Here is a 12,410-nt window from a genome sequence, read left to right on the forward strand (position 1 = left end):
CCGCGAGGGCGGATGTGTTCGAATACATCGAGCGGTTCCACAACCCGAGGATGCGACGAAGGGTCGCCAGGCAAGACCAGAAGTTCTCAGCCCTTTTACAACCGTCCGTGATTTCGGGGTAGAACCCCCGGAAGAAATCATCCCTCTCGATCTTCCGCAATTGGATTAGCGCCCTGCCTCGATGCTTGGGCCGCCAGGGCCTCGATGGTCTCCTTGGTAGCCCAGGAATAGGCGTTCGGCAGCAGCGTCTTCCTAAGGTCGTCTACCTCGACTCGCCTTCCATCGGGGAACGCGGCATCACATAGATCGCCAAGCGTGATCTTCACCCCCGTCAGCACCCTCCACTTGTCCAGCAAGAGCAGGGGTACGTAGCCGTTCCTGGCCCATTTCTGGTAGTCGACTTCTGTGAAGCTCCTCCGTGCAGCACGGTGATGCTCAAGCTTCCTCATCTCACCTAACCAGCTCTTGAAGTCCGCGAGAATGATGTCATCGGGTGCGCTCATATCCACCGAAATTGCTCGATTGGTAGTCAGAGCCTTACCTGAGTCGCTTCGAAGAGTTGAGTCTCTAAGGGCGACAAAGAACGGTTGTTCCGAGAAGTCCCGGAATGCGTCCAGTCGTCGATGAGCACGATTCAACCCCCTGTAGTCTCGCCTAAGGTCTTGGTCGACGAGTCGACGCATGCCGCGCATGAACTCCTTGCCCCTGTCCAGGCGTTCAAGCGTCGCCCCCATCCTAGCGACAGTCCAGTTGTTCAGTGACTGGGTTGTACCGAAGTCATACACAGCCGGGTCGACGGCGTACTTTTCCTTTAGCCAGTCATACACGTCCCTTGAGGATCCAAGTTGGAACTGGGTGAACATATCTTCGATGACGTCCATTGCGAGGGCGCCATCAGCGGTTTCGTCGACGAAGTCGGCCGCGTCGCACTCCAGAATCATGTGCAAATCGACGAGGACCTTCAACCAGCCTGAGGCATCAAGAACAGGAAGCTGGCTATAGGCCTCCAGGTTGAACCAGCCAGGAATACGGCTGGATGCGGTATGGCGAACCATCTCTTCTATCTCCCTATTCGTTCGATCGTCGACCCGAGCAGCCTGTACCAAGTCACCATCACCTCAGCTCAAATTCCGGGTGGTCCCTGCGATCTGGAATGACCGCTTGGACGGAGTCAGTTCGTCTCAATGCGTATTCCTCTGCGCCTAAGGATGCCAGATCGGTCAGGGCCTCCTCTAGTTGAAGGATTGTGTACCTTTGATCTTCGGCCCGCGATGTCTGCAGGCCTCGGATAAGGAATCTACACAGGACGGAGCTACGGCCGAAGAAGCCGTCAATCAAGCCCCTCTGGCTATCCGCCAGTTGTCCGCCATTCGCCTCCACTACCGAAGAAACAACGTCAGCAAGGTGAGCACTGCCAACGTAGCGAGCATCTTGGGCAGCCTCATCAAGTGCTTGAAGGAACGCAACCGCGCTCACTCTGCCGATCTCCCGCCCCATCAGGTAGCCCTGTGCCGAGGGCATCCGCCAATAGTCCCCGTGCCGGGCATGACTTTGCCTGTAGAAGGGCACACGCTGGATGGGGTTAGCCCTTGTCCTATTGAAGCGCACCGGGCGCTTATGCCTTGGAGGCTTGGCCCGGCTCATAGGACCTCCTCAATGCCCTTACCCATATGGGCAGCCCTCTCGTGGACCATGCTGACGACGGCTCGGACCTCAGGGGAAAAGCTGGACGCATCCATTTCCCCTGAGCTGAGTAGTAGCTGAGTGATGCCCTGGATATCCCAGATGGCTTGCGCTGCTTCGTTTAGGACTTGCCTCAGCTCGGTGATTCTCTCTTGGCTAGCGAGCGCGGCCATCAGTCCACCCTCGATGCGCGCCGCAGTGCTTGAGCCTCTTCCAGAAGATGATCCAGTACGGCAATTTCATCAAATGTCGGGGAGGTGCAATTGTCCATACAGGTTCGGAAGAACGATCGGACAAAGCTCACGTAGAGGCTTGCGTCACCCAGCGCGTGCATCGTGTCGATGCCTGCACAGATCTTGTAGGTCGGAGCGTCATCCTGGACCGGGATCGCGCCGTACGGGGTTTCTTCGGTAAGGTCAGATACGGGCACAAGTCACCTCCATGACAAGTTCAATGACGGTCATATCGGAGACACCCAAAATCGTGCCGATCAGGAAAAACACGCCACAGAGGCGGTAGGTATTGAGATCGTCGCGGGCGGTGAGCCAGCGGCGGACGGCGAAGCCGCGGGTAGTACGGTGCGCCCCTCGGGCTGATGAAATGTGCCGCTTCGCGGCCGAACGCGCCCGTTCAGGCGCAACATCTATAATGCTGCAATCCATGATCGACTCTCCAATAGTCGGTTGTGGTAGGCCGGGCTAGGGGCGCCAACCCCTATCTCGGCCGCTTTGTTTATGAAGCCGGTAGACCTCTTCGAATCCTCCTGTCAGCAGTGAAAGGGTTATGCGCGCTTAGCGCGGAACTCGACAACTTTGGGCTGCTCTTCGCGCAGACGGTCCAGATAGTCCGACCAGGCCTGCATCATCTTCCTGCGTTCTGGCAGATGCGTAGCGCGGTTGTAGGCGCGCCCAAGTGGATCCTTAACCGCGTGGGCAAGTTGGTGCTCGATGTAGTCCGGCCGGAAGCCCAGCACTTCGTCCAGCACGGTTCGGGCCATCGCCCGGAAGCCGTGACCAACCATCATCGAACCGTCGAAGCCCAAGTTCCTAAGTGCAGCATTGAGCGTGTTCTCGCTCATCGGCTTGAGGACACTTCGCACGCCCGGGAATACGAACTCGCTTCGTTTGGTGTACGGGTACAGGTCCTGCAACACTTCGATGGCCTGCGCGGATAGCGGGACGATGTGAGGCGTGTTCGTCTTGCTGGTCACATACCGCCATTCGCCAGCATCGAGGTCAATATCGGCCCATTTGGCATGGCGCAGCTCGCCGGGACGCACGAACAGCATTGGTGCGAGCTTGAGCGCTGCCTGCGTAACAAGCGAGCCTTGGTAGCCCCACAGCGCGCGCAGAAGTGCGCCGATCTCCGAGGGCTCAGTCATGCTCGCAAAGTGCTTCGTCTTTGGTTGCTCGAGGGCACCAGCCAAGTCCTGAGCCGGGTTGCGCTCTGCCCTGCCCGTGGCCACGGCGTATCGGAAAACTCGGCCAGCATGAGATCGAGCGCGATGTGCAGTTTCGATCACTCCGCGCTGCTCTAGCTTGCGAAGTGCGGCAAGCAGTATGGGGGCGGTGATCTCGGTCAGAGGCATGTCAGCCAGAGGCGCCAGATCCTTTTGGATCAAGCGACGCTCGCGAACCACTGAGCCGGGCGTAAGACCTTCCTTTGCACGTTTCGCCAGCAGCTCCAGTGCTACTCCGGAAAAGGTGGTGGCAGCCCGCTCACCATGCGCGGCGCGCTCGGCCCTGGCAACTTGTGAGGGGTTGGCCCCGCCACGGAGCAGAGCCCGCAGCCTATCCCGCTCCACGCGTGCCGCCTGGAGTGACGTAGCAGGATATTCGTCGATGGTAATGATGCTGGCCTTACCAAGGTAGCGATAGCGATATCGCCACACCTTGGTGCCGGTCGGACGCACCTCAATGCACAAGCCGTTAGCGTCGGCCACGCGGTACACCGCGGACTTGGGCTTTAGCGAGCGCAACTTGGTGTCGGTCAGCATGTGAGTCACCCGTTTGTGAGTCTGACGGACAGCTTCCCGTCCACGACTCACAGCCTGACTCACTTTTTTCTTGGATGCAAGGGGACACCCTAGGACGCCGATGGACGGTCAACCCCTGCTGTCCTAGCCACTTCCAAAGGCTGTCGGACTTCTCAGGACGCCAGTAGACGTCAATGTGGTGGGCCCACCAGGATTCGAACCTGGAACCAAAGGATTATGAGTCCTCTGCTCTAACCGTTGAGCTATAGGCCCTTGCGGCCGCACAGTGTAGTGGAGGCCTGTAGGCGCTTTCCACTGCAACCCTCACATCAGCCAAAACGCTGCCCCATCGCCTGCACCCGACGCGCATTCTCCGCCGCCAGCTCACGCAGCCCGCCCGAGCGCAGCAGCGCCGAACCCGCCACGCGCTGCCAGTAGTCCACCGCCAGCGGCGCTGCCCAGTGCAGGTGCGCGAGCTGGCCGCTGCGCTCCGGCGCGATGGAGGCGAGCGGCGTAGCCGCACGCAGCACGCCTGTGCGCGAGGGTGCCAGTGACATCGGCAACATGTCATACGCGGGCGCCAACGGCAGCGGGCCGCGATCGACCAGGTGGAAACCCAGATTGCCCTGATGCATGTCGCTGTTGCCGATCAGCCGGCCGAACGCGTGCAACCTTCCCATCGCGGCCTGCGCGTCGCGATCGACCCAGCGCTGCGTCAGCAGCGCGTCGGCAGCCGTTCCCCAGTCCACGGTCACGTCACCGACGAAGGCCGAGGACAGCGCCAGCAGCGAGACGAAGCCACGCCGGCCGAGCACGTCGACGGTGCGGTCGAAGCGCTGCACCTCCAGGAACGTATGCGTGTCGGTCTGGAGGATCTCGGACGCCGCTGCGGGCACGCCCGCGTCGCGCAGGCACTGCAGGGCCAGGTGCTCGCAGACCAGCAGGTCCGCCCAGCGTTCGGCGGCCTCGCCTGCGGTGGGCTGCGCGAACTTCACCAGCGCCGCATAGCGCCCTCCCTCATGCTCCACCGTGGCGGTGAACTTCGGTTGCTCGCCACCGGGCGACGATCCGACGTCTTCGCCTTCCAGGGCCGCTGCGGCGCGCTCGGGATAACGACGTGCGCGCTGCCCGGCCAGGACGTGATCGCCAGGCGCATCGAGCGCGCGCAACGCCATCTGCACGGCATCGCCGCCGAGCAGGAGGTCACCGATCCCGGTGCCGCCTGCACGTACCAGCGCCTGCAGGGTGTCACCCAATTGCCAGCGATTGAGGTCGTCGGGGATGCCCAGGTCACGCCCGCGACGATGCGCGAACATGCGCCCGAGGAAGCCCTGTGGGCGCAGGTCATCCAGATACCACGGCAGCCCCGGGAAGTGGCCGTCGACGGTCTCGTCTGGCGAACGGGTCAGATTGGGGCGTGCGGCGGTGGTCGACACGTGGAAGGACTCGCCCGTGAGTGCCACGACCGTGCCCAGTTCTTCAAGGGTGGCGTCCGGCCCCAGCCGGAACAGCGGCCACTCGCTGCCCGCGGCGGTCTGCTGGCGGACGGCATAGGCCGTGGCGCGGGTGCGGCCAAGTCGCACCACGCGGTCCCCGGCCTCGGCGACAAGACGACTCAAGGTTGTCCGGGTAACCCCCAGGCGATCGACGAGATCGGCAGCTGAGACGACCTCGCCAGCAGGCAGGTTGTCGAACAGCGTCTGGAGCTGGACGGTACGGGGACGGGCCATGGCCTGAGTTTCGGGACGAGTTAAGTTACGAATCTATACGCCAATCCTCGGCGAACCGCAACCCAATTAAACATATAAGCCATTGATTGAAATAACATCACCCCGGAGACACCGATAAAAAAATCCGTAATTAAGTTACGAAACACGCAACGAAATCACCAAATCAGCCTGGCGATCCCGACCCCTTCGAACACCCCTCCATCCGCTGCGCCGCCGCTAGGCTCGAGTACACCACGCGCCGCCACCCGCCCCAAAAAACAAACCCCGCTTGCGCGGGGTCTGTCGGGTTTCAACGCGATGCGCCGGTATCGATCAATCGATATCCAGGAAACTGCGCAGCTGCTCGGACCGGCTCGGATGACGCAGCTTGCGCAGCGCCTTCGCTTCGATCTGGCGGATACGCTCGCGGGTGACGTCGAACTGCTTGCCCACTTCCTCGAGGGTGTGGTCGGTGTTCATGTCGATGCCGAAGCGCATGCGCAGCACCTTGGCTTCCCTCGGGGTGAGGCCGGCCAGCACGTCACGCACGGTTTCAGACAAGTTGATGTTGGTGGTGTTCTCGATCGGGGACTCCACGTTGGTGTCCTCGATGAAGTCGCCCAGATGGGAATCCTCGTCGTCGCCGATCGGGGTTTCCATCGAGATCGGCTCCTTGGCGATCTTCATCACCTTGCGGATCTTGTCTTCCGGCATGTCCATTTCCTTGGCCAGCTCCTCCGGCGTAGCCTCGCGGCCATACTGCTGGAGCATCTGACGGGAAATGCGGTTCAACTTGTTGATCGTTTCGATCATGTGCACCGGGATACGGATGGTGCGCGCCTGATCGGCGATCGAACGGGTGATGGCCTGGCGGATCCACCAGGTCGCATACGTGGAGAACTTGTAACCACGGCGGTATTCGAACTTGTCCACGGCCTTCATCAGGCCGATGTTGCCTTCCTGGATGAGGTCGAGGAACTGCAGGCCGCGGTTGGTGTACTTCTTGGCGATCGAGATGACCAGGCGCAGGTTCGCTTCGACCATTTCCTTCTTGGCCTTGCGTGCACGCGCTTCACCGTAGGCCATGGCGCGGCTGATTTCCTTCAGCTCGTCCAGTTCCAGCCAGGTGGTCTTCTCGATGTCGATCGTCGCCTGCTGCTCGGCAATGATCTGGTCCTTCACGTCACGCAGGGCCGAGGACCACTTCTGCTTGCGCTTCAGTGCGTCTTCCACCCACTCCAGGTTGGTCTGGTTGCCTTCCCACGAGCGGATGAAGTCCTTGCGCGGCATGCGCGCGGTCACGGTCGCCAGGTTCAGCACGCGGCGTTCGTGGGACTTGATCGAGGCCATGACGTCGCGCAGCTGCTTGACCAGCACATCGGTCAGCGGCAACGGCAGCTTCAGGGTCACGAACACGGCGGCCATGTCGTCGCGCAGCTTGGCCAGCGGCTTGCGGTCACCCTTGGCCGCGGCCTTCTTGAACGCGGTGTACGCATCGCTCAGGGCCTGCATGCGGCGTGCGACTTCTTCCGGATCCGGACCGGTCGGGCCGGCCTCTTCCTCGACGTCGTCGCCGTCGTCGTCTTCATCGGCGTCTTCGTCAGCCTCATCGCTGGTGTCTTCGGCCACGGCCGGGGCCGGGACTTCTTCGACCAGGTCGTTGAAGCCGACGATCACTTCGGCCAGGCGCTTCTTGCCTTCCTTGTGCGCGTCGTAGTCGGCCAGCAGCGATTCCACCGATACCGGGAAGGTACCGAGTGCGGCCTGGACCTGGCCCAGGCCTTCTTCGATGCGCTTGGCGATGGCGATTTCGCCTTCGCGGGTCAGCAGCTCGACGGTACCCATTTCGCGCATGTACATGCGCACCGGGTCGGTGGTGCGGCCACCTTCGGTGTCGAGCGCGCTCAGCGCGGCGGCGGCTTCTTCGGCCGCGGTGTCATCGACTTCGCGGTTGCCGGTGTTGCCATCGTTGAGCAACAGGGTTTCTGCATCGGGAGCAACTTCATGGACATCAATGCCCATGCCGTTGATCATGCCGATGATATCTTCGATCTGCTCCGGGTCGACGATGTCGTCGGGCAGATGGTCATTGACTTCGGCGTAGGTCAGGTAGCCCTGTTCCAGGCCCTTGCTGATCAGAAGCTTGATGTCGTTTTGCTGGGCAGGACGTTCGTTGGCCATGTAGTGCTCGCGCCACCGGCTGGGAGAGGGAATAGAACCTAGCATTATACCAGCCCGGCGCCCCGCGTTCCCGGGCGGTGGTCCCGGGGGCTAGGGTCTGAGCAGGAAGGTCACGGGACCATCGTTGACCAGGCTGACAACCATATGGGCACCAAACTGGCCGGTTTCCACCCCCGGGGCATGTTTTTGTCTGCAGATATCGACCAGTCGATTGAATCCGCGTTCAGCCTCCGCCGGCGGCGCGGCGGTACTGAAGCCCGGCCGCATCCCGCTGGATGTATCGGCCGCCAGGGTGAATTGGCTGACCAGCAGCAATCCGCCGCCGGTGTCGCGCAGCGACCGGTTCATTTTTCCGGTCTCATCGCCAAAGACACGGTAACCAAGCAGGCGATCGGCCATCCGGGTGATCTGGGCCTCGGTGTCGCCCGGCTCCATGCCCACCAGGGCCAGCAGGCCGGGCCCGATCTGGCCCACGACGGCCTGCTCGACATGGACGCTGGCTTGGCTCACGCGCTGGATCAGGACAAGCATCGGCAGGGCTCCGCAACTGAAGGCGGCCTACCTTAACGCGCCCGCGCGCCGACAGGCTGGCCGCCAGCGGCTAGACTTCGCAGCGATGAAACCGCACACCACTGCCCGCCTGGCGTACCGCGCCGCTGCCCTGTTCACCCGCCTGCCCTGGTCCTGGCTGCGTGCCGTCGCGACGCTGCTGGCCTGGCTGTGGATCCGTCTCAACGCCCGTGAGAGCCGCGTCACCCGCCGCAACCTTGAGCTGGCCTACCCCGAACTCAGCGATACCGAACGCGCGGCGCTGCACAGGAACGTGCTGCGCTCCACCGCGCTGCAGGCGATCGAAACCCTTCGCCTGTGGACCCAGCCGCGCGAGCGCAACCTGGCCCGGCTCACCGAGCGCCACGGTGAGGCGCTGTACGACGCCGCCCTGGCTGCCGGCAACGGCGTGATCGTGGCCGCCCCGCACTACGGCAACTGGGAGCTGCTCAACCAGTGGCTGGCCTCGCGCGGCCCGATCGCGATCGTCTACAAGGCCCCGGATGAAGCGGTGGGCGATGCCTTCCTGCAGCTGGTCCGTGGCGGCGACAACGTCCAGCAGGTCCGGGCCGAGGGCCCGGCCGTGCGCCAGCTGTTCAAGGTGCTCAAGGACGGCGGCGCCACCGGCATCCTGCCCGACCAGCAGCCCAAGGCCGGCGACGGGGTGTTCGCGCCGTTCTTCGGGGTGGAGGCGCTGACGATGACCCTGGTCAACCGGCTGGCCGAGCGCACCGGCGCGACCGTGCTGTACGGCTGGTGCGAGCGGATCGGCCCGGACATGGACTTCGCGCTGCACATCGAGGCCGCTCCGCCGGCCGTGGCCGATCCCGACCCGCGTACCGCCGCCAGCGCCCTCAATGCCGGGATCGAACGCATCGCCCGGCGCGATCCGGCGCAGTATCAGTGGACCTACAAGCGCTATACGCTGCGTCCACCGCAGAGCGGCGAGGACGATCCCTACGCCACCGAGGACCATCCGCACTGACTGCGACGCAGCGTCGCGCCCTTGGCGCGATTGAATCGGCGCTTTCCGTCCCCACTGTGGAAACCACGATGTCCCCCACGGCCCCTGCCATGTCTTCTGCTTCTTCCCTGTTCGGCGACCCGGCCGCGATCCGCTGCGAGCGCGCGGTGGCCGAACTGCGCGCCGGTCGCCCGGTGGTGATCGACGATGGCCACGGCCTGCGCCTGGCCTTCATCGCGCTGGACAGCAGCACCCGCACCAGCTTCACCGCCTTCGCCGCCGCCGCGGAAGATCGCCACTACCTGTTCCTCACCTCCACCCGCGCACGCGTGCTCGGCGTCAGTGCCGAACGTGGCGCGCGCGTGCCGCTGGCCGGCATCGACTTCGATGCACTGCCCTCGCTCAGCTACCTGCGCGATCCCGGCGCAATGCCGCCCGGCTGGACCGGCGGTGAAGCGCTGGACGATGGCGCGGTGGAGATTGCCCGCCTAGGCCTGCTGCTGCCGGCGATGGTCGGGGTGCTGTTGAACTCCGATGACCGCCGCTTCGACGGCTGCGCCCAGGTCTCGCTGTGCGACCTGAGCCAAGGCGCCGAGCAGGCCGCGCACGCCTATGAGCTGGTGGCCCGCTCGCCGGTCCCGCTGCGCGAGGTCGGCATGACCGAATTCGCGGTGTTCCGCGGTGGCGTGGCCCAGCGCGACCAGGTCGCGATCATCGTCGGCACGCCGGACCTGTCCGCCGTGGTGCCGGTGCGCGTGCACTCCTCCTGCCTGACCGGCGATCTGTTCGGCTCGCTCAAGTGCGACTGTGGCGACCAGCTGCGGCGTGGCCTGCGCAAGCTCAAGGAGCTTGGTGGCGGCGTACTGCTGTACCTGGACCAGGAAGGCCGTGGCACCGGCATCGCCGCGAAGATGCGCGCCTACGGTTACCAGCACGATGGGCTGGATACGATCGACGCCGATGCGCAGCTTGGTTTTGGTGCCGACGAGCGCCGGTACGGCAGTGCCGTGGCGATGCTGCAGGGCCTGGGCGTGACCCGCGTGCAATTGCTCAGCAACAACCCCACCAAGGCCCAGCGCCTGCGCAATGCCGGCATCGACGTGGTCGATTGCGTGCCGGTCACCGGCGACATCACCGCCGAGAACGAACAGTACCTGCGCACCAAGGCCGAACGCGCCGGCCACCTGCTCGATGTGGATGCGCTGATCCAGGCCGCGCAATAGCCCACGGCAACCTGCTACCGTCTGCGCCACGGGCGGTTGCACCTGCACGCATGCGCCCGGCCCGTTTCCAGCCGAGCGCCCTGCCTTGTCCGATCTCCTCGACACTCCCGTGCCGCCGCCCCTGCCGCCGTCGCCCGCCGCGCCGGACTGGCAACCGCTGCCGCTGCGTTCGGCCTCGCTGGCCGCCTTCGGTGGCGCGATCGCCGGCGCGCTGCTGATCGGCGGTGCGTTCGGTGCGCTGTGGGTGGTGTTCGATCTGCCGGGGCGCTGGTGGGGCGCGGCCGGCGTGGTGCTGCTGGGCGCACTGATCGGTGCCGCGCTCGCCTTCCGCCGCCAGCGCCGCACCTATTGGCGGCTTGATGCCCAAGGGCTCGGGCTGCGCCGTGACCTGCTCTGGCAGAACGAAACCCGCGTACCGACTTCGCGCGTGCAGCACCTGGATCTGCGGCGTGGCCCGATCGAACGCAGCGCCGGGTTGAGCACGCTGGTCGTGCATACCGCCGGCAGCCGCTTCAGCGCGGTCACACTCAGTGGCCTGGACAGCGCCGATGCCGAGCGCCTGCGCGATACCCTGGCGCACCAGCTGGACCAGGACGACGACGCCCTGTGAGTATTCCGCCGCCGCTTGATGCCGCGCCGGAGCAGCGGCTGCATCCCTGGTCGTGGCTGTTCGTACTGCTGATGCAGCTGCGCCAGGGCCTGGTGCCGTTGATCGCGCTGGTGGTGTTCGGCCAGCGCGGCGACCGCGATGAGTTCTGGTTGTCGATCGGCCCGGTGATCGCCGTGGTGGTGCTGGTGGCGTACTCGGTGCTGCAGTACCTCACTTACCGCTACCGGATCGGGGCGACGGCAATCACGGTGCGCAGCGGCGTGTTCGCGCGCAATCGCCGCGAGATTCCCTTCGCCCGCATCCACAACGTGGTGGTGCACCAGAACCCGTTGCACCGCCTGTTCGGGGTGGCCGAGCTGAAGCTGGAATCGGCCGGCGGCAACCGACCCGAGGCAGAAATGCGGGTGCTCAAGCTGGACCAGGCGCTCGCACTGGAGCGGCTGGTCCGCCAGCGTGGCCAGGCAGCGCCGGCCGCGGCCGGGGGCGAGGCGGCGCTTGCCGAGCCTGCCGAGGACGTGCTGCTGGCGCTGGGCCCCGGCGAGGTCATCAGCATCGGGCTGTTGTCCAACCGCGGCTGGGTCGTGGTGGTGGCGGTGCTGGGTGCGATGCTGCAATTGTTCCCGCGTGGCAGCGTGTCCGATGTGATCGAAGCAGGCGGGCGCCAGGCCTTCGGCTATGCCAGCCACCTGCACCCTGGCATGTGGCTCTGGGCGATTGCCGCAGTGCTGGCCGTGGCCGGTTTCTGGGTGCTGCTGCGGGTGCTCTCGGTGGTGCTCGCGCTGCTGCGCTATTACGGTTTCCGGCTCAGTGAGCACGAGCGTCGGCTGACCGTGGCCAGCGGACTGTTGACGCGCATGCGCACCAGCGTGGCGCGGCGCCGGATCCAGGCCTGGACGCTGCGCGAGACGGCCCTGCAGCGCTGGTTCCAGCGCCGGCAACTGCGCATCGATATCGCGGCCGGCAACCCCGGCGAAGGCGAGCGGCGTGACCTGCGCGAACTCGCGCCGCTGGCGACGCCGGCCGTGTGCGATGGGCTGGTCCAGCATCTGCTGCCACACCTGCAGTGGCCGCCGGCGCGCTGGCAGCCGGTTCAGAGGCGCGGCTGGTGGCGGCTGTGCCTGGGCGCGCTGTGCGTGGTTCCGCTGCTGAGCGCGGGCGCGATCTGGTACGGCGGTCCGTGGGGCGCGCTGTTGCTGCTGTGGTTGCCGTGGTCGGCATTCCGCGCGCACCGGCAGATGGACCGCATCGGCTATCACCTGGATGACGACTACGTGGCCGTGCGTGGCGGCTGGTGGCAGCGCTGGTGGCGCTTTGCAGAGCTGGACAAGCTGCAGGCGCTGCGTCTGACCCGCTCGCCGCTGGACCGCCGGCTGGGCACGGCCAGCGTGTGGCTGGATACCGCCGGCGCGGGCATGGGCACGCCGCTGGTGCTGCAGTACCTGCCGGAGGCCGAAGCACGCGCGGTGTACGAGCAGCTGGGCCGGGCGTTGGCCAAGCGCCGCCTGCGCTGGTAGAC

Annotated in this window: 11 protein-coding genes, 1 tRNA gene and 1 pseudogene; 5 read left to right on the plus strand and 8 right to left on the minus strand. The window is 64.9% G+C overall.

The genetic code is table 11. The features are described 5' to 3' along the window. Positions 1–122: pseudogene (locus NJD74_RS12425) on the plus strand (IS3 family transposase); the annotation flags it as partial. Between the two features lie 15 nt (positions 123–137). On the opposite strand, the gene NJD74_RS12430 reads toward NJD74_RS12425, so the two are convergent. From NJD74_RS12430 to dtd, 8 genes are all read right to left on the minus strand, one after another. After that, a complete protein-coding gene (locus NJD74_RS12430; protein WP_319624276.1) occupies positions 138–1,055 on the minus strand; it encodes a DUF6387 family protein in 918 nt (305 codons plus the stop codon). Between the two features lie 800 nt (positions 1,056–1,855). Next, complete coding sequence (locus tag NJD74_RS12435) at positions 1,856–2,113, minus strand: hypothetical protein (RefSeq protein ID WP_319624277.1); 258 nt, start codon at positions 2,111–2,113, stop codon at positions 1,856–1,858. Continuing rightward, a complete protein-coding gene (locus NJD74_RS12440) occupies positions 2,100–2,345 on the minus strand; it encodes a hypothetical protein (RefSeq protein WP_319624278.1) in 246 nt (81 codons plus the stop codon). The genes NJD74_RS12435 and NJD74_RS12440 overlap by 14 nt, the downstream gene beginning before the upstream one ends. A 119-nt stretch (positions 2,346–2,464) precedes the next feature. Then, on the minus strand, positions 2,465–3,679 hold the full coding sequence (locus tag NJD74_RS12445) for an integrase arm-type DNA-binding domain-containing protein (protein ID WP_319624279.1): 1,215 nt from the start codon (positions 3,677–3,679) through the stop codon (positions 2,465–2,467). A gap of 176 nt (positions 3,680–3,855) precedes the next feature. After that, positions 3,856–3,931, minus strand: a tRNA-Ile gene (locus NJD74_RS12450). Between the two features lie 56 nt (positions 3,932–3,987). Then, positions 3,988–5,388 (minus strand): type II toxin-antitoxin system HipA family toxin YjjJ, encoded by a 1,401-nt coding sequence (gene yjjJ / locus NJD74_RS12455; protein WP_319624280.1) that lies wholly within the window; start codon positions 5,386–5,388, stop codon positions 3,988–3,990. A gap of 312 nt (positions 5,389–5,700) precedes the next feature. Continuing rightward, positions 5,701–7,548, minus strand: coding sequence for an RNA polymerase sigma factor RpoD (gene rpoD, locus NJD74_RS12460; RefSeq protein ID WP_019183598.1), 1,848 nt, complete (start codon positions 7,546–7,548; stop codon positions 5,701–5,703). 90 nt (positions 7,549–7,638) lie between these two features. Further along, positions 7,639–8,079: a D-aminoacyl-tRNA deacylase gene (dtd, locus tag NJD74_RS12465; protein WP_070426029.1), complete on the minus strand. Its 441-nt coding sequence runs from the start codon at positions 8,077–8,079 to the stop codon at positions 7,639–7,641. Between the two features lie 85 nt (positions 8,080–8,164). On the opposite strand from dtd, the gene NJD74_RS12470 reads away from it, so the two are divergent. The 4 genes from NJD74_RS12470 (at position 8,165) to NJD74_RS12485 (ending at position 12,408) form a co-directional block, all read left to right on the plus strand. Then, entirely contained in the window at positions 8,165–9,082 is a 918-nt protein-coding gene (locus NJD74_RS12470) for a lauroyl acyltransferase (protein ID WP_102788572.1), read from the plus strand. 68 nt (positions 9,083–9,150) lie between these two features. Further along, on the plus strand, positions 9,151–10,284 hold the full coding sequence (gene ribA, locus NJD74_RS12475; protein WP_070472075.1) for a GTP cyclohydrolase II RibA: 1,134 nt from the start codon (positions 9,151–9,153) through the stop codon (positions 10,282–10,284). 85 nt (positions 10,285–10,369) lie between these two features. Continuing rightward, positions 10,370–10,894 (plus strand): PH domain-containing protein, encoded by a 525-nt coding sequence (locus tag NJD74_RS12480; protein ID WP_019183594.1) that lies wholly within the window; start codon positions 10,370–10,372, stop codon positions 10,892–10,894. Next, positions 10,891–12,408, plus strand: a complete 1,518-nt coding sequence (locus tag NJD74_RS12485) for a PH domain-containing protein (protein WP_070472080.1) — start codon at positions 10,891–10,893, stop codon at positions 12,406–12,408. Before NJD74_RS12480 ends, NJD74_RS12485 begins: the two co-directional genes overlap by 4 nt. Positions 12,409–12,410: the final 2 nt, after the last annotated feature.

The organism is Stenotrophomonas sp. RG-453, from assembly GCF_033843685.1.
Lineage (GTDB): Bacteria > Pseudomonadota > Gammaproteobacteria > Xanthomonadales > Xanthomonadaceae > Stenotrophomonas > Stenotrophomonas bentonitica_A.